This is a genomic window from Loktanella sp. M215 (assembly GCF_021735925.1).
In the GTDB taxonomy this organism is placed as follows: Bacteria; Pseudomonadota; Alphaproteobacteria; order Rhodobacterales; family Rhodobacteraceae; genus Loktanella.
Map to the genome: position 1 here is coordinate 30,340 of NZ_WMEA01000005.1, position 23,991 is coordinate 54,330.

Annotated in this window: 25 protein-coding genes and 1 pseudogene; 23 read left to right on the top strand and 3 right to left on the bottom strand. The window is 60.7% G+C overall.

Features of this window, described 5'->3' with window-relative positions; all coding sequences use genetic code 11:
- Positions 1-14: 14 nt before the first annotated feature.
- Positions 15-1,571 (bottom strand): multicopper oxidase family protein, encoded by a 1,557-nt coding sequence (locus GLR48_RS22510; protein ID WP_237065915.1) that lies wholly within the window; start codon positions 1,569-1,571, stop codon positions 15-17.
- 611 nt (positions 1,572-2,182) lie between these two features.
- On the opposite strand from GLR48_RS22510, the gene GLR48_RS22515 reads away from it, so the two are divergent.
- From GLR48_RS22515 to GLR48_RS22550, 9 genes and pseudogenes are all read left to right on the top strand, one after another.
- Positions 2,183-2,584 carry an NADH-quinone oxidoreductase subunit A gene (locus GLR48_RS22515; RefSeq protein WP_237065917.1) on the top strand — a complete coding sequence of 134 codons (402 nt, stop codon included), beginning with the start codon at positions 2,183-2,185 and terminating at the stop codon, positions 2,582-2,584.
- The gene (locus GLR48_RS22520) at positions 2,575-3,603 is read left to right on the top strand and encodes a hypothetical protein (protein ID WP_237065919.1); all 1,029 of its coding nucleotides are present in this window, start codon (positions 2,575-2,577) and stop codon (positions 3,601-3,603) included. The genes GLR48_RS22515 and GLR48_RS22520 overlap by 10 nt, the downstream gene beginning before the upstream one ends.
- On the top strand, positions 3,600-4,508 hold the full coding sequence (locus GLR48_RS22525) for an NADH-quinone oxidoreductase subunit H (protein WP_237065921.1): 909 nt from the start codon (positions 3,600-3,602) through the stop codon (positions 4,506-4,508). Before GLR48_RS22520 ends, GLR48_RS22525 begins: the two co-directional genes overlap by 4 nt.
- Complete coding sequence (locus tag GLR48_RS22530) at positions 4,505-5,167, top strand: NADH-quinone oxidoreductase subunit J family protein (protein ID WP_237065922.1); 663 nt, start codon at positions 4,505-4,507, stop codon at positions 5,165-5,167. Before GLR48_RS22525 ends, GLR48_RS22530 begins: the two co-directional genes overlap by 4 nt.
- A gap of 1 nt (position 5,168) precedes the next feature.
- A complete protein-coding gene (gene nuoK / locus GLR48_RS22535) occupies positions 5,169-5,474 on the top strand; it encodes an NADH-quinone oxidoreductase subunit NuoK (RefSeq protein WP_237065925.1) in 306 nt (101 codons plus the stop codon).
- Positions 5,474-7,381: an NADH-quinone oxidoreductase subunit 5 family protein gene (locus GLR48_RS22540; protein WP_237065927.1), complete on the top strand. Its 1,908-nt coding sequence runs from the start codon at positions 5,474-5,476 to the stop codon at positions 7,379-7,381. The genes nuoK and GLR48_RS22540 overlap by 1 nt, the downstream gene beginning before the upstream one ends.
- Before the next feature lie 28 nt (positions 7,382-7,409).
- Positions 7,410-8,195, top strand: a pseudogene (locus GLR48_RS25825) (complex I subunit 4 family protein); the annotation flags it as partial.
- Between the two features lie 7 nt (positions 8,196-8,202).
- Positions 8,203-8,871 carry a proton-conducting transporter transmembrane domain-containing protein gene (locus GLR48_RS25830; protein ID WP_272911690.1) on the top strand — a complete coding sequence of 223 codons (669 nt, stop codon included), beginning with the start codon at positions 8,203-8,205 and terminating at the stop codon, positions 8,869-8,871.
- Positions 8,872-8,874: 3 nt separating this feature from the next.
- Positions 8,875-10,290, top strand: coding sequence for an NADH-quinone oxidoreductase subunit N (locus GLR48_RS22550; RefSeq protein WP_237065928.1), 1,416 nt, complete (start codon positions 8,875-8,877; stop codon positions 10,288-10,290).
- A 39-nt stretch (positions 10,291-10,329) separates the two neighbouring features.
- On the opposite strand, the gene GLR48_RS22555 is transcribed toward GLR48_RS22550, so the two are convergent.
- Positions 10,330-10,668: an ArsR/SmtB family transcription factor gene (locus GLR48_RS22555; protein ID WP_237065931.1), complete on the bottom strand. Its 339-nt coding sequence runs from the start codon at positions 10,666-10,668 to the stop codon at positions 10,330-10,332.
- A gap of 57 nt (positions 10,669-10,725) precedes the next feature.
- Between GLR48_RS22555 and GLR48_RS22560 the strand changes: the two genes are divergently transcribed.
- From GLR48_RS22560 to GLR48_RS22620, 13 genes are all read left to right on the top strand, one after another.
- Entirely contained in the window at positions 10,726-11,175 is a 450-nt protein-coding gene (locus GLR48_RS22560; RefSeq protein ID WP_237065939.1) for a YeeE/YedE family protein, read from the top strand.
- Positions 11,176-11,185: 10 nt separating this feature from the next.
- Positions 11,186-11,626 (top strand): DUF6691 family protein, encoded by a 441-nt coding sequence (locus GLR48_RS22565; protein WP_237065941.1) that lies wholly within the window; start codon positions 11,186-11,188, stop codon positions 11,624-11,626.
- Positions 11,623-12,537: an MBL fold metallo-hydrolase gene (locus tag GLR48_RS22570; RefSeq protein ID WP_237065943.1), complete on the top strand. Its 915-nt coding sequence runs from the start codon at positions 11,623-11,625 to the stop codon at positions 12,535-12,537. Before GLR48_RS22565 ends, GLR48_RS22570 begins: the two co-directional genes overlap by 4 nt.
- A gap of 101 nt (positions 12,538-12,638) precedes the next feature.
- Positions 12,639-14,129, top strand: coding sequence for a multicopper oxidase family protein (locus tag GLR48_RS22575; protein ID WP_237065945.1), 1,491 nt, complete (start codon positions 12,639-12,641; stop codon positions 14,127-14,129).
- Between the two features lie 444 nt (positions 14,130-14,573).
- Positions 14,574-14,966 carry an IS66-like element accessory protein TnpA gene (tnpA, locus tag GLR48_RS22580; RefSeq protein WP_237065947.1) on the top strand — a complete coding sequence of 131 codons (393 nt, stop codon included), beginning with the start codon at positions 14,574-14,576 and terminating at the stop codon, positions 14,964-14,966.
- Positions 14,963-15,313, top strand: a complete 351-nt coding sequence (gene tnpB, locus GLR48_RS22585) for an IS66 family insertion sequence element accessory protein TnpB (RefSeq protein ID WP_237065949.1) — start codon at positions 14,963-14,965, stop codon at positions 15,311-15,313. Before tnpA ends, tnpB begins: the two co-directional genes overlap by 4 nt.
- A 58-nt stretch (positions 15,314-15,371) precedes the next feature.
- On the top strand, positions 15,372-16,994 hold the full coding sequence (tnpC, locus tag GLR48_RS22590) for an IS66 family transposase (protein WP_237065951.1): 1,623 nt from the start codon (positions 15,372-15,374) through the stop codon (positions 16,992-16,994).
- A 65-nt stretch (positions 16,995-17,059) separates the two neighbouring features.
- Positions 17,060-17,941: a recombinase family protein gene (locus GLR48_RS22595; protein ID WP_237065953.1), complete on the top strand. Its 882-nt coding sequence runs from the start codon at positions 17,060-17,062 to the stop codon at positions 17,939-17,941.
- Between the two features lie 282 nt (positions 17,942-18,223).
- Entirely contained in the window at positions 18,224-19,411 is a 1,188-nt protein-coding gene (gene repA, locus GLR48_RS22600) for a plasmid partitioning protein RepA (protein WP_237065960.1), read from the top strand.
- Entirely contained in the window at positions 19,411-20,415 is a 1,005-nt protein-coding gene (repB, locus tag GLR48_RS22605; RefSeq protein WP_237065962.1) for a plasmid partitioning protein RepB, read from the top strand. The genes repA and repB overlap by 1 nt, the downstream gene beginning before the upstream one ends.
- A gap of 221 nt (positions 20,416-20,636) precedes the next feature.
- A complete protein-coding gene (locus GLR48_RS22610) occupies positions 20,637-21,686 on the top strand; it encodes a helix-turn-helix domain-containing protein (RefSeq protein ID WP_237065964.1) in 1,050 nt (349 codons plus the stop codon).
- Positions 21,687-22,100: 414 nt separating this feature from the next.
- Positions 22,101-22,313, top strand: coding sequence for a hypothetical protein (locus GLR48_RS22615; protein ID WP_237065966.1), 213 nt, complete (start codon positions 22,101-22,103; stop codon positions 22,311-22,313).
- A 77-nt stretch (positions 22,314-22,390) separates the two neighbouring features.
- Positions 22,391-22,645 (top strand): type II toxin-antitoxin system prevent-host-death family antitoxin, encoded by a 255-nt coding sequence (locus GLR48_RS22620; RefSeq protein WP_237065968.1) that lies wholly within the window; start codon positions 22,391-22,393, stop codon positions 22,643-22,645.
- A 171-nt stretch (positions 22,646-22,816) separates the two neighbouring features.
- Here GLR48_RS22620 and GLR48_RS22625 read toward each other — a convergent pair whose 3' ends face one another.
- Positions 22,817-23,110 carry a hypothetical protein gene (locus GLR48_RS22625; protein ID WP_237065970.1) on the bottom strand — a complete coding sequence of 98 codons (294 nt, stop codon included), beginning with the start codon at positions 23,108-23,110 and terminating at the stop codon, positions 22,817-22,819.
- A 372-nt stretch (positions 23,111-23,482) separates the two neighbouring features.
- Here GLR48_RS22625 and GLR48_RS22630 point away from each other — a divergent pair, with 372 nt between their 5' ends.
- Entirely contained in the window at positions 23,483-23,953 is a 471-nt protein-coding gene (locus GLR48_RS22630; RefSeq protein ID WP_237065972.1) for a hypothetical protein, read from the top strand.
- Positions 23,954-23,991: the final 38 nt, after the last annotated feature.

Sequence of the window (23,991 nt, forward strand, 5' to 3'; positions counted from 1 at the left end):
CTGCGCTGCCCGATCTAGACGTATTTTACCGTCGTCATCATGCCCGCCGCCATGTGGTAAAGGTTGTGGCAGTGCAACGGCCATTCACCGGGGTTGTCAGCGTCGAACTGGATCGTGACCATTCCCATCGCCGGGACCAGAACCGTGTCCCGCATCGCGCCGGATATTTTCTGCCCGTCGATGCCGACGACCTGAAAGTGGTGTCCGTGCAAATGCATGGGATGCGACATCATGGTCATGTTGTGCATCGTGACCTCGACGCGGTCGCCCATGGAGACCTCCAGCGGTTGACGGTTGTCGAAGGTCCGCCCGTCGATCCCCCAGACATAGGTCTGCATGTCGCCCGTCAGCATCGCCATGATCTGCAGCGTGACAGGTTTGGCCGAAAGCGGCGATGCGGCCACAAGCTGACGTTCCAGTTCCAGAAGGACGGGGGCGGATTTTGTGTCGGCGGCCGCGGCGATCTTCGTGACCGTCGCACCGGTCGGTGCCAGCACGATTCCCGTGCGGGCGATGTCCCCTTCGCGCTGCGCCAACACAGGAACCGCGGCACCGTCTGCCGGCATCGTGACCTCGATATCGATACGTTGCGCCATGGCCAGGCCAAACCTGCTGCCGCGCAGGGGTTGAACGGGCATGCCATCGACGGCTTTGACCGTACCCTCGATCTGGCCAAGGTCGATCCAGAAGTTTGTCGATGCCGCCCCGTTGATGATCCGCAGCAGGACAGTATCGCCCTTGTCGACACCGACGATTTCAGGATCGGCCAGCGTGCGGTCGTTGGCGAGATAGGCATCGAAGGTGATATCGTTCAGGTCCATGTCCATGGTGCCCATCGCCATGCCACCCATCGCCATGCCGCGCATGTTCATCCCCGGCATTGCCGTGGCACCATCGTTCCCGTTCATGGTCATGCCGGAATGGTCCATCCCCGCCATGCCGCCCATGGCCATCCCCGGCATCGCGGTCCCGCTGCCGGGCATCCCCATGTCCATCGCTGCCGTGCCGGATCCGACGACCGCGGCGCCTTTCCCTTTCAGGGTCGCAAGGATCTCTTCTGGAGGTGTGAATGAAAAATCGTGCAACAGGACGACGACCTCCTGCATCTGCGGCTCGCCCTCGCGGACAATGAGGGGGGCGGCCATGAGCTGCGTCTCTTGCAAGCCAAAGTGCGAATGCATCCAGTTGGTCCCGCCGCGCGGCAGATCGAAGCTGTAAGCCATGGACGCACCGGGCGCGATGGGCTGCTGGGACAGGGGGTTGCCGTCCATGCCGAACGGGGGCGTCAGCCCGTGCCAGTGCATGATCGTGGCCACGTCGGTCGCGTTGGTCAACGACACGTTGAACCCGCCCGCCGCGTCAAGGATCAAACCGGATCGTCCATTGGTATCTGTAATCCCGAAGACGGTCGCAGCCTTGCCATTCACTTCGATCGTGCGTGTGCCAACCGTTAGTGATTGACGGGGCGTCGCAGCCCACGCAGCCGGGCTGAAACCAAGACCTGCAGCGAGCGTGGTGGACCCGGCGAGAGCCAGAAATTGACGACGGTCGACGGCGTATTGGTCGCGCATGGGGAGAACTCCGATGTGACTGGCCTGAAAGCAGATTTTATCGATGTTTTCCGCTACCCACCTTCCTGCAGGGGAAGGCAAGTCGCTTTTGAGGCCGCCGGCCTCAGATCGCGGTCCTGTGATTATCGCAGCGTGTTCGCAGGGTGCGTGGTGACGTCAGGGCCATCGGGATCATCTCATGCGCTACAATTCCACCTGGCGCTGTCACAATGCACTGGCAGTGACCGAGACTGAGACTGAGACTGAGACTGAGACTGATGAGAAGCTCGTCGCCGCATCTGCAATCATCGGAGATAGAAGCAGCCCCGTCACGGGATAGAGCAGCCTTGCTGCCATCGAAATGCCAAGCGCGTTATGTGCGAGACGGCCGAGAGGTTCTGCTTGGTACCATGCAACCTCGCAGGGCCAGTTTGCGGTCCCGCTTTGCCAAATCGGCTGCATGAAATTGATATCGCTTCGGAACACCTAGCACATCTGTAAAACGTCAACATCATCAGCAAGGCATTGCAGGAAAACTGCTGCAATAATGTCGGGAAATTAAAACAATCCCGCTGGTGCGGAACCCTCCCGCGCGGGAGGTCTGTTGATTTATAGGTTGTGCATGACCCCATATGGCACATCATGTCCGACGACCCCAAGGGAGGGCTCCTCGCATTTCCATGGAAACAATTTTAATTCTTGCCGGAATCTTCGCTCTGACGCTTGTGTTCGTCGGCGGTCTTCGCGCGGCCGGCTGGTCTGATTTTTCCGGCCCGGCCACGGCACCGCAGCAGCGCCCGGTGTTGGGCGGTGGCGACCCGCAAACCCACGCGTGGCAACGTTTCCACGCCCGCTATTACACCATGACCCTGCTTTTCGTCGCCTTCGAGATGGAAATGATGTTCATGTATCCGTGGGCTGTCGTCTATGTCGCAGAAGGCGGCAAGGCCTTGGCTGAGATGGGCATGTTCCTGGCTATCTTGTCCGTCGGCATCCTTTATGGATGGCGGGAAGGCATTTTCAAATGGGAATGACGTGGATCACGCGCCTCGCGGCGGGCGCACGGGTGCCTGTGTTCATCGCTATGGGGGACGGTGCCCCAGCCGCGGCATTGACGCTCTCTCGGCATCCGGGTCTGTCAGTCGTTGATACGCCACGCGCTGCCAGCATTCTGCTGGTGGCTGGCCAGATGCCTGACGCTCTCATCCCCTATCTGCATCGTCTGCACGACCAGCTGCCGCATCCCAGAGCGACGCTTTTGTGGCAGTCCCCTCCCCTCCCCTCGTTGCCGGATGCCATCGCAGTCGCCGCTGATGATGACATCGGCCGGGCGGTGGCAGAGGTTTTCACCGCGGTGCTGGCAGGCAAGCGTGCCTCCGCGCCCGATATCCTGCCCGACGCGCCCCCTTCGGAATGGCGCGGTGTCGGCCCTCACGGGCAAGGCGGCAAGGGCATGATGGGTGGTACACCTTACGGTCGGCCGATGGCCATGACCGACGACGACATCCGCGACGGGTTGGCGCTGGACAGTTACACAGCTGCTTTCGGACCGTTCCTGCAGTTCTTTCCGCCCGGTCTGGTCCTGACACTGACGCTGCAGGGCGATGTAATCCAGAAGGTCGTGGTGACGCATCTGCCGTTCGACCATGACGGGGCACCGCTGGCATCCATGCTAAGCCTGCTGGGTTTGCCCGCTCTCGCCATCAGATCATTAGGCAACCATGCCGGTGATCCCGTTCTGCGGCGGCTGATCCGGATGTCCGGTGCGCGGTTTGCGATCCCATCCGGGCTGGGTCGGTTGCCAGACGGGTCGGACGTGCGCACCCGGTTTGATCGCATGACAGGGACAGAACCAGATGCCGCCTGGCCAGAAGCCGGCGACACGACGCTTGAAAATTTGTTGGTCGGTCTGGAATGGCATGCGGCCATGCTGGTGTTGTGCAGCCTCGATACCGCGATATTGCGCGTCATCTGCAACAACAGCGATCAGGATGATCAGGACGACACCCAGGACCACTCTGGGCATGATATGCACGCGGGGCATATGTCATGACGCTGCTGACGATACTTGGCATGCTCGTTTTCCTGTGCGCCAGCGTTTGGCTGGCGGCAGCTCTTGATACCGCGTGTCGCGGCTGGATCTCGGGACGGGATGTCGGGCACGGGGGCGGGCCGCTCAGGACAGCGGCCCTGTGGCTGACGCAACAGCGGCTGACCACAGAGGCCCCCGATAGGATGAACGCGCTTTTGTCCATTGCCGGTTACATGGCGCTGGCCCTGACCGGGCTGGCGCTGGTGCCGTTGGGACCCGACACGGCCCTTATCGCCCTTCCGACCAGCGTGGTCCTGTGGGGCGCGTGCGAAGCGCTGGTCGTTGTCGTCGTCTTTCTGCATGGCTGGTCGCCGAATGCGCCGCTGGCGATGATCGGGGCCTACCGTTATGTCGCGATTGGCCTGCCGATCATGCTGCTGAGCATGTTCGTCCTGATCGCGGCCGCCCTGCCCGCCCAGTCGCTGGACCTGCGCGACATCGTGAGTTCGCAAGCCGATGTCTGGAACCTGATCCGCCAGCCGCTGGGTCTGCCGCTGTTCCTGCTGCTTGGCCTGTCACTGACCCTGCGCGGCCCGTTCGACTATGCGGACAGCGCCGATCTGGCGGGTGGAACCTCTGTCGAGGCGTCTGGACCGGACCGCCTGGGCTGGCAGATCGCGCGGCTGGCGATACTGACGGGGTTTTCGGCCATGGCTGCGACCGTATTTCTGGGCGGCTATCTCGGGCCAGTGCTGCCGGGGCCGCTCTGGATCGCTTTGAAGACCCTACTCGTCATGACCCTCGTGATCGGCCTGTCGCATCTGGCAGCGCGCATGCCCGTGTCCCGCATGATGGGCCTGATCTGGATGGTCCTGTTGCCGCTGTCGTTCGCTGACCTGATCTGGGCAGGACTGGTGGCGCTATGACAAAGGATATCTTGTTCTACGCCCTCTCCGCACTCGCGATCTGGAGCGGTTGGCGGGTCTTTCGGGTCGATTCCATGATTCGCGCGACATTTGCGCTGATGGTGTCCTTTATCGCTGTAGGTGGCATCGCGCTGCTGATGTCGGCCGATTACATTGGCGTCGCCACCGTGTTCATGATGGCGGTCGAGATGATGGTCATGGGCCTGTTCATGGTCATGTTCATGATGAACCCCGCTGGCCTGAACCCGATGCAGATGGTCCACCAGTATCGCTTCTCCATCGGGGCCGGGATCGCCGCCTTCGTCGGCCTGACCGTTGCGATCCTGACGACACCGCTGCCCGATAACCCGTTGCCGCCGGGCGGCGACACGCTGCGCGATCTCGGGTTCGAACTTCTCGGTAACTCCATGCTGATTTTTGAGACGGCGGGCGTGACCCTTCTGGCAACAATGGTCGGTGCCGTCGTGCTGTCGAGCGCGAGTGGACGCTTCGGCTCGGCCGGGCAAGGCTCCGTCCCGCCCGGCCTGACCGCAGGCGGTCCCCCGGCGGGTCGCAAGGCCGAAGACGGCAAGGGCCACGGTGGCCACGCCGGCCACGGCATGAGCATGCAGAAAAAGCCCGCGATGCAGGCCCATGACGATCACGGAAAGGGCCACTGACATGACCCTGACGGCCCTTCTGATTGTCGCCGCGGCATTGTTCGGCATTGGCCTGTTCGGCGCGCTGTCGCAGAAGTCCTTCGTCATGCTGATGATGGGGCTGGAGCTGATGCTGAACGGGACCCTTCTGGCGACCGTCGGATTCTGGGCCTATAGCCTTGGCGGTTTGCCAAAGGGGCAGTTGCTGGCGATCCTGATCATGGCCGTGATGGCGGTCGAACTGGCCATCGGCTTTGCGCTGGTCGTGGCGGTCTATCGCAAGCGGCAGGCGGACGTCATCGAATCCATCAAGACCTTGAAGAACTGATGCTCTGGCTGATCCCCCTTTTTCCGATCGTCACCGGCGCTGTGATCGCAGCGATGGGCGACCGGTCGCGGCGCTGGCTGGGCACGGTTGCTGTCGTGGTCTTGGGCGCCACGCTGTGTCTGACGCTGCTGGCCGCCGCACAGGGCTGGACCGCGACACTGATCTGGAGCGATGCAATCCGTCTGTCCGCCGCACTCACGCCGCTGTCGGCCGCCATTGCGCTGATGGTGCCGACGGTGGCGCTCGCGGTGGTGTTTCATGCGACCCAGCACGAGGCCGCGCAGGGCATCGGACGTCTGACCGGACTGATGATCCTGTTCACGGGCGGGATGCAGCTGGTCGTCGTCGCGGGCGATCTTTTGACGTTGTTGATCGGATGGGAATTGATCGGTGCCTGTTCATGGGCGCTGATCGCGCACAAGTGGCGCGCCATCGAAAACCCTCGGTCTGGCCTTTACGCCTTTGTCGTCACCCGGTTTGGCGATCTGGGCCTTTTCGCCGCCGCGATGGCCCTGTTTGCAGGGACCAGATCGTTTGACTATGCCGGGATCGCGACGCTGTCAGGGCCATTGGCGTTCATTGTCGCCTACGGGATTTTGCTGTCCGCCGCATCGAAGGCAGGACAGGTGCCGTTCGCGCCCTGGCTGTTTCGCGCAATGGCAGGGCCAAGCTCTGTATCCGCCCTGCTGCACGCCGCAACGCTGGTGGCGGCCGGAGCCTACATCATCGCGCGCCTGCATCCATCCCTGTCGGTCGTCCCGGGGTGGCAGGCAACGACCATCGCGATCGGCCTGACGACAGCATTGACAGGCGGCGTCACCGGCGTCCTGCAAAACCACGCCAAACGCCTTCTGGCGGCTTCGACCTCTGCCCAGTTGGGATTCATGTTTGTCGCTATCGGTGCGGGCTACCCCGGTGTGGCGGCGCTTCACCTGATCGTTCATGCGACCTTCAAGGCCCCGCTTTTCCTTGTCGCCGGCGCAGCTGGCGATGCGACAGGCAGTTACCGGCTGGACCGGATGCGGCTGGGGCGGATCATGCCGCTGATCGCCGGCCTTGCGGTGATCGCCGCGGCAGGTCTCGCGGGCCTGCCACTGACCGGCGGCGGCTGGAGCAAGGAAGAAATCGTCAAGGCCGCAGAGCACGCAGATTTCTGGCTCTCGGTCGGCGTCATGATCGGCGGTGCCCTCAGTGCCGCCTATGCGACCCGGTTCGTGCTGCTGGCGTTTGGCCGTCGCAGTGACGAGGACCGCGACATCGCGGCCCCCGGTTGGTCGGAAACCGCAGGTCTTGCCGGACTTGGCGCCCTGACGCTGGCGACCGGTCTGCTGTGGGTGTGGCCCCCGTCCGACACGCTGGCGGCAGCAACCGGATTCACCCTGCCCGAAGGCAGCACACTGGGCCTCGTCCTCTCGCTGATCTGCGTGGCTGTGGGGGTCGCCTCCGGCATCTACGTCGTGCGCCACAACCCCGCCCTTGGCCGCACCGGCGCTGCGGCGGCCGCGTCGGATTGGCTTGGCCTGCCGACGCTGATCACACGGGGCGTGGTGCTGCCGTTCGATGCGCTGGCACGCGCTGCCGCACGTTTGGACGACGACATACTCGATGCCGGACCCCGTCGCGTTGCCGCGCTGGCCCGACGCGGATCAAGGGCGATTGCCGCCACGGACAACCGGGTCGTCGACAAGGGCGTCCGCGCCACCGCCGCCTTTGGCGACTGGCTGGCCCGGATCGCCGACCGCTTCGGAGAAGCGCTGTCGGACGGCATACCCGAAGGCACGGCCGATATCACCGGCATGCTGGGGCGCGAGGCACGACGCCTGCAATCCGGCCTGTCACATCACTACTACGCCTACATCGTCTGCGGCATCTTTGCCGTCGTCGCCATACTCGCTGCAGGAGCCTGACATGCTGACACTCGCCATCCTGATCCCGATGCTGGGGGCACTGGCGCTGGTCCTTTCACCGGGCCTTGGACATGAAAAGGCCCGGTGGCTGTCCATCGGCGCATCGGTCCTGTCCTTTGCCTGCCTGATCATCGTTTGGGCGCTGTTCAGGACCGGAGAAGAGGCACCGGCATTTCAATCCGTGGCCGAGGTGCCGTGGATCCCGTCGCTGGGTGTCGCGTGGCGCGTGGGCGTGGACGGCATGTCGCTGGCCCTGTCACTGATGAGCGGCGTGCTGTTCATTGCCTGCATTGCCTGGCCGATGGAAAACCCGGACCGGCCTATCGCTTATTACGCGTGGTTCCTGTTTCTGGAATCCGTGTCGCTGGGCCTGTTCCTCGTATTGGACCTTTTGCTGTTCTACGTCTTCTTCGATCTGAGCCTTGTCGGCATGTTCTTCCTCATCGGGCGATGGGGCCACAACGGCGCAGAGCGGGCAGCGTTGAAGTTCTTTATCTATACGCTGGCCGGATCGCTCGCGATCCTGCTGGCGATCATCGGGCTGGTCCTGTCTGTGGACCCGATCACGTTCGACATGCGCGCGCTGATCGCGGCGCAGCCACTGGCGGGCATGGACCTGCGCGGCGGGCTGATCCTGCTGGGCTTCATGGTGGGCTTTGCCGTCAAGACGCCATTGTTCCCGGTCCATACATGGTTGCCGCCGGCGCACGTCATGGCCCCCGGCCCGGTATCGGCGATCCTTGCAGGCGTGCTGCTGAAGATGGGCACCTACGGCATGGTACGCATTCCGCTGCAGATGCTGCGCGAAAGCTTTGCCGCCTATGCCCTGCCCATCGCGCTGTTCGCGCTGGCCTCGATCCTGTGGGGGGGCCATCGTGGCACTGGGGCAGACCAACTTGAAACGCCGCATCGCCTACACCTCGGTCAATCACATGGGCTATACCGTGCTGGGGATCGCCGCCGCCGGGGCCATGCTGGCCGGTGCAGAGAATGCGCGGTCCCTTGCCCTGACCGGTGCCGTGGTCGAAATGGTAGCCCATGGCCTGATTACCGGTGCCTTGTTTCTGATCGCAGGCGGGTTCTGGGCGCGCAGCCAGACCTACGATCTTGACGCCTTTGGCGGATTGGCGGGCGTTGCACCAAAACTGACCGTCGCCGCCGTCATTGCGGCCTTCGCCAGCCTTGGCCTGCCGGGACTGGCAGGTTTCGTGGCCGAGGTGCAGATCTTCGTCGGCGCCTTTGCCGTGTTCCCCGTGATCGCAGCCATCGGCCTTCTGGGTATCCTGATCACGGCCGCGCTGTTCCTGCGGCTCTTGCAGCAGGTCTTTTTCGGCGATCTGCCGACCGCGCGGAAAGGCTTTCCCGACCTTAGCCGCCGCGAGGGGGCCGTCCTGTCGTTGCTGTTGTTCCTCGTCGTGCTGATCGGCATCTATCCGCGCTGGCTGCTGGATCTGATCGGCAGCGCAACCCGTGCGATCGTCGGAGGATAGGTGATGCCAATCGGCGACTTGTCCCCAGAGATCGCGATCATCGTCGCCGCGGTGCTGGCCCTGCTGTTTGCGGCCTTTGCGCCTCGCAGGTGGCAGGCGGGTGCGGCCTTGATCGCTCTGGCAGGTATTCTTGTCGCCGCCACCCTGCTGGTGCAGCAAATTGGTGAGACGCGATTTACCTTTTCCGGCACCTGGGCCATCGACGGGGCCAGCATCTGGGCGCGGCTGATGATCCTGTTCGCGACGGCGTTCTGCATCCTGCTGTCGCCCGGCTGGTTTCGCACGGACCCCCGCCACGGCGAATACTACACCATCCTGTTGCTGTCCGCTTTGGGTGCCATGGCCATGGCCGGGGCCGGCGATCTGCTGCAACTGGTGATCGCGGTGCTGCTGTCATCGGTCACCGGCTACACACTGGCCGCGTGGCACCGCGACTGGGCCCTGTCGGTCGAGGCGGGCATGAAATACTTTCTGATGGGGGCCTTGGCGAACGCCTTGCTGGTGACGGGCGTCGCGCTGGTGCTGGGACTGCTGGGCGACAGTGGCTACACCGCACTCTCGGCGACCTTCGCGGCGGGTGTTACGCCATCGCCCCTGTTGTTCGTGGGCTTCGCCCTGACGCTCGTCGGCGTGGCCTTCAAATTGGGGGCCGTGCCTGCGCAGGCGTGGTTGCCCGATGTCGCCGAAGGCGCGCCGGTCCCATCCGCCGCCTTTCTGACCGTCGTGCCAAAGATCGGGGCCGCGATCGCAATGGCGCGGCTGGTGCAACTCGTCCCGCCCGACGCATTGGGACTGCGCCCTCTGCTCGCCGTCATGGCGGCTTTGACCATGACGGTCGGCAACCTCGCCGCACTCTGGCAAGACGACGTACGTCGCCTGATCGGCTGGTCCTCGGTCGCACAGGCCGGATATCTGCTGATGGCAGTCACGGTGCTGGGCCTCAGCCCCGACGCGCTGATGGCGGTGCTGGCCTTCGTCGCCAGCTACGCCATCGGCAATCTGGCGGCCTTCGCCGTCGTGGCGCACCTGCGTGGGCGCACGGCGATCGCGGACTATGCCGGGTTGGCGCGGCGACAACCCATCGCGGCTGCAGCGCTTGTCCTGGCATTCCTGTCGCTGGTCGGTATCCCGCCGACCGTCGGATTTCTGGGCAAGCTGACGCTGTTTCTGACAACGATGCAGGGCGGCTACCTGTGGTTGGCCTTGCTTGCCGCGGCGAATACCGCGGCGTCATTGTTCTATTATGCGCGCATCATGGGGACCATGTATTTTGGAACGCCGCCTGACACCGTAGAGGTTCTGGACCGTCTCAGCGGGGTCGCGATGTGGGCGGCTGCCATCGCGGTCCTGGGCGGTGCCGTTGTCGCACAATTCGCGTTCGCCGCCTTCCGCGTCAGCACCCTGTTGCCGATGTGGTAAGCTTGCGGTACCGGCTCGAGGCGACCGTGACCATTCCACCTACTCTGGCTGGCAATAGATTTTGTACAGCGCTGCCATCATGTCCCGGACCTTAGGATCCGCGATGCGGTAGTGAATGGTCTGCCCGTCTCGGCGGGTCGCCACCAAATCAGCCTCTCGTAGTTTGGCCAAATGCTGGCTGAGCGCGGACTGGCTCAGCTCCAGCCGGCCTAGCAATGCACCAACCGTCATTTCGCCATCCAGCAGATGACACAATACCATCAGCCGATTTGCGTTCGACATCATCGACAGATGAACGGCGACCTCTTGCGCACGGGCCTGCATGTCCGCCGGCGACAACGGATTTTCAGATCCATTAGGGTTGACTAAATTAGACATGACTTACGTTAATTCTTAACCTGCGATCATACAACGTCTATCGGAAAGGATGGCCTTATGGAGCCTGTCGTTACCACCGCATTCACCCCTTGGCTATCTTTGCTAGGCGGCGTGCTGATTGGAATCAGCGCCGTCATGGTCATGGGGATGTTCGGCAAGATCGCGGGCATCACCGGTATTACAAAGGGTATTGTCGCTACCCTGCCCCTCGCTGGCGGACCCGACGACCGGGCATGGCGCATCGCGTTTCTGGCCGGCCTGATCCTGTCCCCGCTGCTGGTTGTCATGGCAACAGGTTCCTATCCGAAGGCGACGATCCCCCCCAGCCTGATCGGCATGGCCGTTGCGGGTCTTCTGGTGGGCATCGGCACATCGCTTGGTTCGGGTTGTACATCGGGTCACGGCGTCTGCGGGATCGCCCGTCTGTCACGCAGGTCTTTCGCGGCAGTAGCGTCGTTTCTGGCGACCGCCGTCACCACGACGACCGTGCTGCGGCACGTTTTCTAAGGGGATCAACATGCGTACATTCACTGGATTGATCGCTGGACTGATCTTTGGACTCGGGCTCATTATCTCGGGCATGGCGGATCCGGCCAAAGTCTTTAACTTTCTCGATATATTGGGGCCGTGGGACCCCAGCTTGGCCTTCGTCATGGGTGGCGCGTCGCTGACGGCGTTCATCGGCTACCGCCTGATCTGGAGCCGTGATGAACCAGTCATGAACAATGAATTCGATCTGCCTGGATCGCAGCAAATCGACGCACCTCTTTTGATTGGGTCGGCGGTGTTCGGCATCGGCTGGGGCATTGGCGGCTTTTGCCCGGGTCCCGCGTGGACGGCGCTGTCTACGATGACTGGCAGTATCCTCCTGTTTCTACCTGCGATGGTTCTAGGAATCATCGTCGGTGGACGGGCAAAAAATCTCTCCATCTTCCAAGCGAAAGGATCAAAACGATGACATCTGAACTTGAACAGCGGGTCGTCAGGCATTCCCCTTCGACTGGCGCGGGCAGCCCTCACGTCTGGGGCATCTATGAACCCGACACTGGGTCGATCCAGTATATTTGTGCCGATCCGGCCACCTGGAAGGCCGCCCTGATCGACGTGGTCTGGAACTTCGATCCGGCGAGTTTCGCGACAAGCACGCAAAGCATCGATCAGGTGCTGAACCTGGTGAAAAAACATGGACTGACCGTCGAACGCGTCCTCGATACCCATCCGCACGCGGATCACGTCATGGCCTCGGCCCACCTGAAGGCAAGAATAGGTGCCCCAAACGCCATCGGCGCGAAAGTGCGGGAGATCGCACAGCTCTGGCGGGACTACTATAACACGCCTGATGCCTTCGATCCCGAAGCGGATTTCGACGACCTGTTCGAGGATGGTGCTACCTTCGATGTAGGCGACCTGACCGTGCGAGTCATGCTTTCTCCAGGGCACACGTTGGGGTCGATCACCTATGTTTGCGGAGATGCGGCGTTCGTGCACGACACCTTCATGCAGCCGGACAGCGGCACATCGCGGGCAGACTTTCCCGGCGGTAGCGCAGACGATCTGTGGCAGACGCTGCAGGCGATTCTTGACCTGCCCGGCAACACGCGGCTGTTCGTCGGTCACGATTACGGTGCCGACGGGCGTGACAGACCCGAATGGGAGGCGACGGTTGACGATCACAAAGCGCGCAACGTGCATGTCAAGGATGGCACCGCGAAGGCCGACTACATCAAGACCCGAACGGATCGCGACAAGACGCTGGCGCTACCAGACCGTATGTTGGCGGCCTTGCAGATCAATCTGCGGGCGGGACGTCTGCCCGATGCCGAATCCGACGGCGGCCACTACCTGAAGATGCCCGTCGACAAGTTTTGACGACCGCCCTGCCACCGTCACCGGGACGACTGGCGGGATAGCGCCACATGCCGCTGGCCAGCGATCCCGCAAACAACTTGAGCAAAGAACGGAACATCGCCATGAGACGACGTCAATTTCTGACAAGCGCATCCGCGGCTCTGGCAACGCCGATACTGCTGACACACCGCGCCTTTGCGGCAGAACCGGGGGCACCGCTTCCGACCCCGGACGTGATGGACATCGGCCCGGGTGCCGGCAACGCCCTGACGGCCCAGAATGGCACGCGGGCGTTCATGTCGGGTGCCGCCTCTGATACATTGGGTTACAGTCAGGACTACCTTGGCCCGTTGCTGCGGTTTCAGCGCGGACGGACGGCCAACATTGACGTGGTCAACCGCACCGATGACCCCATCACGGCCCATTGGCATGGCATGCATGTGCAAGGTCATTTAGATGGTGGACCGCAGCTTGCTTTTGCCCCCGGCCAGACGTGGTCACCGGAACTGCCCATCGATCATCCCGCCGCGACCCTCTGGTACCACAGCCACGTCCACGGACAGACTGCGGATCAGGTCTATCGCGGGTTGGCGGGCATGATCATCGTCGATGAACCGGATGTCGATGCCGGGCTACCCGATGACTATGGTGTCAATGACATCCCCTTGATCGTCCAAGATCGCAGCTTCGACCGATCCGGCCGCATGAGTTATGACCTTGGAATGATGGGGGTCATGCAGGGTTTCCGGGGATCAGAGATTTTAGTCAATGGCGTCATCAGGCCCAAGCTGACGGTGCCAGCGGGGCTGGTACGCCTGCGGGTGCTAAATGCATCCAATGCCCGCGTCTATGATTTCAGCTTTACCGACGGTCGCACGTTCCATCAGGTCGGCACCGACGGTGGCCTGCTGCCCGCACCTGTGGCGCACACGACACTTCAATTGGCCCCTGCCGAACGGGCCGAGGTCGTCGTGGATTTTGCGAACCGCGCCCCTACCCGCTTGGTGTCCCGTGACGTCGGCAGTGGTGGCATGATGGGTGGCGGCGGCATGATGGGCGGTGGCGGAATGATGAACGGCGGCGGCAATTCCGACAGTACGTTCGAGGTGATGTCCTTCGATGTCGGCGACGCGGCGGTTACAGCGCCGGCCACCCTGCCCAAGACGTTGCCCAGCGACATCCGTAATATGGGTGATCCCGTGCGCACGCGCTCCTTCAGGCTCAATCTGCACGGCGGCGGCATGATGGGTCGTATGTTCAATACCCTGATCGGCCGCGACGGGCAGGCCATGGGCATCAACGGTGACTCCTACGATATGAACCGCATCGACCAGGCCGTGCAAATGAACGAGACCGAGTTGTGGCGCATCGATGCAGATATGCAGACCCATCCGTTCCATGTGCACGGCACCTCTTTTCAGGTCATTTCGCAAGGTGGCCGCGCCGTCGATCCGCAGCAGGTCGGGCTCAAGGACGTGGTACTTGTGGACGGCCCGACGGAAATTCTCGTACGGTTTGATAAGCGTGCGACGGCAGAGACGCCGTTTATGTATCACTGCCACATCCTCGAACATGAAGACGCTGGCATGATGGGGCAATTTACCGTGTCGTGACTGGATCGAACTGAAACTGCAAATCGCTGGATAGGCTCGCCTAAACAGGTGACACAACCCTTGGCGACGAGTGCCTTTGCCAACGAAAATATTGCTGAACAATAACCGGACACTTTCCTTTACGCCAAACCGGTGCAGTTCAGTTCAGGTGTCTGGTCAGCCACCGGTTCGATAACTCGTGCACCTCGGACCGGACAGGCAGGACCTAAAGGTCTCTTCCTAATGCCCATCGGCCTGCCCAAAGTCGTCGGAGCCGGAGAACTCCAGCATCTGGCGGTCCAAGGTTTGGGAGCAGCGCATATACCCAAGCACTCTCGTTCTGAGCGAGGGACGACCGGGGGACAGGTCACGCAGAATTAGTTTCGTTTCCAACCAGTCGTTTATTGTAACGCTCCGGCGTGGACCGTCTGACGGGGCGTTGGACGCGATGATAAGTCCGACGTTATGGTCGACCTTAAGTTCACACCCCAGATCGAGATCCTGTCCGCCGAGAACTCGCCGCGGCGTCGGCACTGGAGCGACGCGGACAAGATCCGGGTGGTCGAGGAAAGCCATCGGGGACATCGCCAGGTCTCAGCAACAGCGCGGCGGCATGGTATCTCTCGCTCGCTGCTGACCGTCTGGCGGCAACAGTATCGAAACGGCGAACTCGCGAACGCAAGCGCCCCTGCTTTCGTGCCTGTGCAGATGACCTCCGAGATGGACACGTCGTCGCGTCAGTCGGCCCCCGACGTCCAGCTCGAGATCCTTCTGCGGAACGGACGGCGACTGCTCGTCCCGTCTTCGGTGGACCCGGGCGCATTGGCCCGGCTACTGCCGATCCTGGAGGGCAAATGATCGCGTTCCCGGCGGGTGTGCACGTCTGGATCGCTGGCGGCGTGACAGACATGCGGCGCGGGATGAACATGCTGGCGCTGACTGTCCAACAGGGGTTGGGGCGCGATCCGCATGCCGGAGAGATCTTCTGCTTTCGTGGCCGCAAGGGCGACCTGGTCAAGCTGCTCTGGCACGACGGCGTGGGCATGTCGCTCTACACCAAGCGGCTGGAAGCCGGGAAGTTCATCTGGCCGACCAGCGGGACCGGCGAGGCGGTGCAGATCTCGGCGGCCCAACTCAGCTATCTTCTGGAGGGGATAGACTGGCGCAATCCGCGCTGGACGCAGCGCCCGACAAAGGCGGGATAAAAGCCCCCCAGATCCCATATTTTGTTGGTTTTTTATCCGTTCAGGGTATGTTTCGGGCATGTCCGATAGTGCTTCCGAGATTGCCCGACTGCGCGCTGCCTTGGCGGCATCGGATGCCCGTGCCGAGGCTGCTGAGAGCGAACTGGCACAAGCCCGGGCGGTGGTCTCCACATCGGAGGCGATGATCAAGCACCTCAAGCTCGAGGTCGCCAAGCTCCGGCGCGACCACTACGGCCATAGCTCCGAACGCAGCGCCCGCCTGATCGACCAGATGGAGATGCAGCTTGAGGAACTCGAGGCGGCTGCCACCGAGGATGAAGTTGCCGCCGGAAATACGAAGGCCACGGCGGTTGCCGGCTTCGAGCGCCGCCGACCGGTGCGCAAACCTTTCCCGGAGCACCTGCCGCGTGATCGGGTGGTGATCGAGGCACCGACAGCCTGCTTCTGCTGTGGTTCGGACCGCATCGTGAAGATGGGCGAGGACATCACCGAGACGCTCGAGGTCATTCCCCGTCAGTGGAAGGTGATCCAGACCGTCCGAGAGAAGTTCACGTGCCGGACCTGCGAGAAGATCAGCCAGCCGCCAGCACCGTTCCATCCGACGCCGCGGGGATGGGCCGGTCCGAACCTGCTGGCGATGGTTCTGTTCGAGAAGTTCGGGCAGCACCAGCCCCTGAACCGGCAGGCCGAGCGCTACGCCAAGGAAGGCGTCGACCTCAGCCTCTCGACGCTGGCCGACCAGGTCGGCGCCTGCACCGCGGCTCTGGCACCGATCCATGCCCTGATCCGGAACCATGTTCTGGCGGCCAAACGCCTCCACGGCGACGACACCACGGTCCCCCTCTTGGCGAAGGGAGGGACGCAGACAGCGCGGCTCTGGACATATGTCCGCGACGACCGGCCTTTCGGCGGCGGCGCGCCACCGGCCGCGCTGTTCCACTTCTCGCGCAACAGGGAAATGGCCCATCCCAACCGGCATCTCGCCGGGTGGCAGGGTGTTCTCCAGGCCGATGCCTATGGGGGTTACAACGACCTCTATCGCGGTGACCGTGACCCGGGGCCCGTGCTGAGTGCCCTGTGCTGGAGCCACGCCCGGCGCAAGTTCTTCGAGCTTGCGGACATCAAGGAGAATGCCCGCCAGAAGAAGCCCGCGCACGACATATCGCCTGTCGCGCTGGAAGCCGTGAAGAAGATCGACGCCATCTTCGACATTGAGCGTCAGATCAACGGACTGGACATCGCCAGTCGGCTCGACGCCCGGCACCGACTGGTGCGCCCTCTGGTCGAGGAACTGCGCGACTGGATGCGGGCAGAACAGGGAACCATGTCGAAGCACAACCCGGTCGCGAAGGCGATCAGCTACATGTTCAAGAAGGACCGGTGGGATGCCTTCACGATGTTCCTTGAGGATGGGCGCATCTGCCTGACAAATAATGCGGCCGAACGCGCACTGCGCGGTATCGCATTGGGACGGAAATCCTGGTTATTCGCCGGCTCCGAGCGCGGAGGCGACCGCGCTGCCTTCATGTATTCCCTGATCCTCACGGCCAAGATGAACGATGTCGATCCTCAGGCCTGGCTCGCCGATGTCTTGGCTCGGCTGCCCGGCACGACAGCTTCCCGGGTGCCGGACCTACTGCCATGGAACTGGCAGCAATCGGAGCACCAAATCGCGGCATGACCGCGGCCTACGCCGAATGCTTACCGTTTATTAGCGATACATAAAACTGCAAAAAGACTGTTTTGATGCCCCTGATAGGTTACGCCCGGGTCTCGACCGAGGATCAGACCCCCCTGCCCCAGACGCAGGCCCTGAAATCCGTGGGCTGCGCCGAGATCCATGAAGAACAGGCCTCGGGCGGCAATCGTGCGCGGCCGGTGCTTGCGCGGGTGTTGGAGCGCATCGGCAAGGGCGACACGCTGGTGGTCGTGCGGATTGACCGCCTCGCGCGATCCCTGTCGCATCTGCTGGAGGTGATCAAGCGGTTGGAGGCCAAGGGTGCGTTCTTTCGTTCCATTCAGGACCCGATCGACACCGGATCCCCGCAAGGCAAGTTCACGCTGCAGGTCTTGGGCGCTGCAGCCGAGTTCGAGCGCGCCCTGATCCGGGAACGCACCAAGGCCGGCCTCGCCAGCGCGCGCACAAGGGGCCGCGTGGGCGGGAACCCTGGGCTGCGGGCCAAAGACCCTGCCGCTCTTCGTAAGGTAAAGCTGGCAAGACAGGACGGCTACATGGAGCGCCTGAACGAGACGGCACAAGACTGGGTGCCCCATCTGCGCCGGTTGCGCCCCGACTTGGCCTGGGAAGACGTGTTGCGCATCATCAACGGCCCCTTGCCTGAGGCGCGTCGCTGGACCCAAAGCCGTCTCTTGCGCGCTGTGAAGGCTTATGTCCGCGACGGCTTCCTGCCTGCCGAGGTGCTGGCCCGCGCCGGGCGCCGCGAAACCGACGACCGCCTGCCCGCCATTATTGCTGGCATCAAGGGCGCAGATCGTGACATCACGCTTCAAGCGATCTGTGAACGGCTGGAATCTATGCGCGAACGCACGCCCCGTGGCCGAACGAAATGGCAGCCCTCATCGGTCAAGATGCTGTTGGAGCGAGCCGAGAGTCTGGGAATGATTTAAGAGACTCAGATTCGTTCTTTGGAAGCAAAACCGCCTATGTGAATCGGGTACATCTTGCGTTTAAGAGATGGCAGCGACACAAGCACTTGACGCACTGGATCCGCGAAATAAGATAAGTCATTGTAAATAAATGATTTCACCGGATACCGGCCCACCATTTGAAAAAATCCTTGCCTGTCAAACGCTTTCCTGACATTTTTGCGGAAGAACGCTAACCATCAGTTTCCGGCGGTTTTGCGTTCCTTCTCAAGATAGACCCGGAAGACGGGCGGCGGGACGGGCATGAACGAGCAGCGGATCAGAATGGATCAAAAGATCCAAACGATGGCGACACGTCTAAGCAAATCGCTTGATGTGAATATGCGCAAGTCGTTTCTACCTGATGAACGAAAAGCTCTCAGACGCTTCTCATCCACGGAAGTTGCCCAGATCCTCGGGGTAAGCCAAGATTTTTTGCGGAAGATGTTTTTCGAGGACAAGCTCGATCTCGGTGATATCGAGACAGACGCCCGCGGCCGCAGGTTCTACACTGCAGAGCAAATCGATATAGCGCGCCACGAAATAGCCCGGTCAAGCACCAAGTTCCAGCATATCGTTCCTCGTCGCCGGGATGGGGAGCATATCCAGATCATTTCGATCGCCAACTTCAAAGGGGGCGCTGGGAAGACGACAACGGCGATCCATCTGGCCCAAAAGTTTGCCCTTGATGGTTATCGAGTTCTGGCAATCGATCTCGACCCACAAGCCTCAATGACCACCATGTTCGGTTTCCGGCCGGAAATCGACTTCCCTGAAGCCGGAACGGTGTACGATGCCCTACGGTACGAGGACCCTATCCCCTTTAGAGACGTTGTGCGCAAAACGTATTTCCACAACCTCGATCTAGCTGCGGCCGGATTGCTGCTCTCTGAGTTCGAGACCGAAACCGCACACGCCCTTCGAAACAATATCAGGCCGCCGTTCTATCAGCGGCTTGCTCTTTGCATTAATGAAGTCGAGACAGACTACGACATCGTCGTCATCGACTGCCCACCCCAACTCGGGTTTACCACACTATCGGCTTTGGTGGCGTCGACATCCCTAGTCGTCACTGTCATTCCAAGCATGCTTGACGTCGCCTCGATGGCCCAATTCCTGCAGCTCACATCCAGCCTCATGGCAACAATTGCTGATGTGGGCGCATCGCCCGACTGGGACTTCATGAGATTTCTAATCACTCGTTTCGAGCCCAATGACGGCCCCCAAACCCAGATGGCGGCATTCCTGCGGACCATGTTCACGGATGACGTTCTTACTCAGCCTTTCCTGAAATCCTCCGCAGTCTCTGACGCTGGGCTCACGCAACAGACACTGTTCGAGATCGCCAGAACGGATTTTCATCGCCAGACGTACGATCGGGCTATCGAGTCCATCAACGGGGTTGTGGCGGAGGTCGAAGGGCTCATCAAAACGGCATGGGGGCGTAAGTAATGGCCCGCAAAGTCACATTCGACATTCCCGAGGATGAAGAAAAGCAGCAGAGCTCGTCGATTTCTCCGACTCGAACCCAGTCACGAGCCCCTGCCCTTTCGGGAATGGCCCGTTCTCTTCAGGATGCGGCACAATCTTCAATTCAAGAAATCAGTACCGACCTTATTGATGATTCCGAGTTCCAAGATCGTCTGGCCCTGGATGACGAAGATGACATCAGGGAACTGGCTGAAAGCATTGACAAGCAGGGACAGCTTATCCCGATACTTCTGAGCCCCGAAGGGGGGCGGTATAGGATCATCTATGGGCGCAGGCGATTAGCGGCCCTTCGACTTATCGGCAAGCCCGCAAAGGCTCTCATCAGAGGCTTGGATGAGGATCAAGCGATTCTTGCACAAGGCCAAGAGAACAGCTTCCGAAAAGACCTCAGCTGGATCGAGAAAGCCCTGTTTGCACGTTCTCTCATAGAGTCCGGCAAGGATGAGGGACTGGTCTGTGACGCCCTCAACATCGATCAGAAAGCCAGGAAAGCCGGTGACAAGCTCACGGGACTTGCTCGCATGAAACAAGTCACTTCCTGTATTCCGACTGAACTCATCCAAAAGATCGGGGCGGCACCCGGGGTTGGACGGGATCGTTGGTATGCTGCCGCAAAGTCTTATGAGAGCCTTGGCTTCTCTGGAGATGAAGGGTTTCCGGCCGGAAACCGAGAATTCCATGATGCTCTCATGGAATCCAGAGGTTCAGGCAAGACCTCCGACGAACGCTTTGCGATCTTCGAAGGGCTCCTGAAACAGCACAAGCCCCCTGCCCCATCGGCAATCAAGACAAAACTCGGGATGGTGAAGGTCACCAAAAGAAACGTGATCATCACCGTCAAGAACGGAGATGACGGGCTTCATAAGTGGATCTCTGAGAATCCAGAGGCCGCTCTTCTCGCGTTGGCGAACGCGAAGGCCGCTGGTCCAGAGCAGATCATTACCCCAGAGAAAATGGAACCCTAGGGTAACCCAGTCTCCGGCAGGGATCAGGATCTTGATGGTCCTGACATAGACGATAACGAAAACTGAGCAGAAAGGAGGACAGGCCAGAAAAGGAAAGACCCCCCGAAAGCAGTGCTTCCGAAGGGCCTCGATTAGCTTAGACACCTGATTGATACCCCGAAGCCGAATCGTTTTCAACACCGTTCGCGGTGAACGGGGAAGCTTTTTCAGCCGACATCATCATGAGACAGGTATTTTCTCACACACCCGCCTTGGCGGAACGATCTTCTGTACCCGGTACGAATCCGTACAGGGTCATCGAGCCGATCCGAGCGCTTCGCAAAGAACTCGGTCTGACACCAAATGACCTAGTAACACTGCAGGCCTTGATCAGCTTCATGCCGAAGAAGGCCGGACGAACGTCTCCAATGACTATCGTCTTTCCCTCAAACGCATCATTGTCTGAGAGAACGAACGGTCTGAACGAGAGAACGATTCGACGGTGTATCGGACACCTCGTGGATGCCGGGCTGATCCAGCGCAGGGATAGCGCAACCCGCAAACGGTTCCCTCTTCGCTACGGTGGATTGATCAGAGATGCCTTTGGCTTCGATCTGCAGCCAATGTACGATCGGGAAAGAGAGCTCACCGAACACGCAGAACAGCTTGTGGGCGATCAGGAAAAGCTACGGTCACTCAAGGCGGAGGCACTGGCTCTTCGTGTCGAGGCTTTGCGCCAAGCAAAGGATGTTGAGACTGTCTCATTTCTCCAGAACGTACGAAACATCCTACGCCGTGCAACTCTCAAAGCCGACGAGATCATAGAGCTTATCAAGAGGCTGGCAGAGTTGGTCGGAGCGACCATCAGAGAGTTTCCGGCCGGAAACCATGATGCTCAGGAAACAATGCCCGACCAAATGTCCGGCGACGACGGACAAAATGTCCGGCACGTAGAACCCACAAGATTGAATATAAAAAAGGATAGAGCAGATGCGCACAGCACCTCTGGTTTTCAGGACCGCCGAGATCCAACAATTATGGCTTGGACGGACCTGAAAAACGTATCGGACTTCTTCCCGCATGAACCAAAAGATCATCAATCAGTTCTCGAAATATTGGCCGATGTCGGAAAATTGCTAAGAATAGAACAAGGCAGGATCATGAAACACCTTAGAGACCGAGGTCCAGGGCAGCTCCTTATTGCACTCGACGAATTAATTTTGAGAGCCAGCACAGGACAGGTGAAAAACAACAACGCCTACCTCGACGCTATGATGAGGCAAGGAAACTGATGTTCTTGCCACATAAACTCGACCGGCTGGTGAGTCTGCATAGCCATCGAAGATCAAAAGACAAATGCGGCACACTTCAAACCATACGATCATCAAGAAGAAGAATGTTGGTTTGAAGGTGGACCCAGATCACCCGCGTCAGGTGCAGGTCTGGGATGTGATCAACTTATCATGGGACAAGAAGCCATTCCAAGTTTGCTAGATGTTCACAGACGCCTCGGCCTAGGTGGCCAACCTTACCGCCGTCTTTGTCTGTGTTAATGCTTATAACGCTGAGGGTGGCACAATGCTGCTCGATTGGCTGCTGACGGATGAAGAAGCGACCCATACCAAACTACTCTCCGAGTATCAGGCCTTGGAAAAAGAGTACGCTAGACAAGATGAACCCCCCCCGAGATCGATACGCAGCTTGGCGTGTTGGAAGCAGAGGTCCAAAAGATCGAGATCCGGCCGATAGCCTTCAATCCGACGGACATCGGGCGGGCAGGGGCCTTCGTCATGTTTGACCGCTACGGCGCGCTGGCAATCTCTCGCGGCTATGACCACCTGACCTCAGACGAGTCCATCGAGAACGGCAACACCGCCTATGAGTACACCTACACTGAGACCGTGCGGCGGTTCGGATGAAACATGGGAGGGCTCAACCCATCTCTTGCAGAATATCCAGAATGTATGTATATTCTGCACAAATGGAGACCCAGATCATGCATGAGCTTCCCGAGTTCAAGGCGGCCGACCTGACGCGGCACACAAGTGACCTGTTCGATGCGGCCATTCGGTCGCCGATCGCGATCACCAAGCATCGCAAACCCAAATTCGTGCTGATGAGCATGGACCAGTACCAGCAGCTCGCGCGGGGGACCACGCAACAGGCTCATATGGTTGACGAGATGCCCGAGGATCTCAAGGCGCAGATGATAGAAGGGCTCGAGCGGGACTTGACGCGGGCGGATGACTAAGCCGAGTGCTGGAGAGGTCCTATGTCTGGGAGGACCGCACGCCCATCGGCACGTTCAGTTCCGTCTTCACATCCAAAATCCAGTCCAGCCTGATCGCGCTTGCCAAGTCGGGCGGGGCATCGATTGTTGATCGGCTGAAGTAGTCTCAATCACCGCAGGGGCTACCCAGCTTCATTTGTTCCCATCGATCCATTTTGACATCAGCCCCTTGTCGCGGAAACACTCATCCGGGACGGCGCGGCGTTTGATCCGGGCGAGACGCTCGGCGAAGGCGACCTGGTTTGATGTCGGGCGGCTGTCCTGCGCGCCCGGGTTCAACTTGGCTTGTGCGTCGATCCAGGCGCTCAAGGAGCGCCGATCTTGCTGAACCTCCCACGGCAGAAGCGTCTGGTTGCGCAGGGCCAGTGCGCGCGCATAGGCGATCTGCTTGGGCGTCGCGGGCAGGGCGTAAGTGGTACTTTCCATCGGGGATCTCCCTTCTTAGCGCAGCTCTTAAAATAGAACATAACAGGAACAAAATCAAGCCACCTCCGGAAATCATGGGGTTTGAGAGGAAGAGGAGGGCTGGGGAGGGTCAAGCCAGAGGGTGTCTGAGAGAGGGTGCCCGAAAGAGGGTGTCCCGGCCTGATCCTGTTCCTCATCGGGGTCTGATGCCGGAAAGTGGAGGATCCTAGGTTCTCATGAGCTTCCCATTTAACATTCTCCGGCATCAGATCCCTAAAGAGTGAAAGTGTCCTTCGGGACTTTCTGACTGGCAGATGAGGGCCTTTGGGGTCCCTCAGATGGGTCCGGGCCGGGTTCCGGTCTGCCGTTCCGTTCCGGATGAAGGGCATTCCCATGCAAACAGGTGTCTTGCGCGTGCTCCGCGCAACCGCTGCCTCTTGGTGGCGACACAAGGAACTACGCCGAACCGGCCAGACGGGGCAGGCACAACGGCTCGAGCGCGAGACTGTCCTGCGTGACCTCGGCTATCTGAAGCAGGCGGCGTCATTGCCAAACGCGCATGTGATCTGCGGAGAGGGTGGAACATTCATCCATCTCGGTTGGACCACCGTGTCGACCTTCGCGCCCATCGAGCGCTTTCCCTTGGCCGCTCTTGCGGTCGCACGTGGCACGCCGTTCATCGATATCCGACCCGTCACCGATGTCATCACCTTCGCGAACCTGCCGCGGGTGGCGCGGGACGGATCGGTCGACCCTGACTCTTCGGGTCCCGGCAAGTCCGTGTCGCTGACCACCTACATCGACATGGTCGAAGCCCTCGGTGCCAGGATCGCCAACGATCCGCGCCCCTGTCGGTCAACCTAGTCACCACTCCCTCTCACCAAAACTCGAAAAGGAGGCCA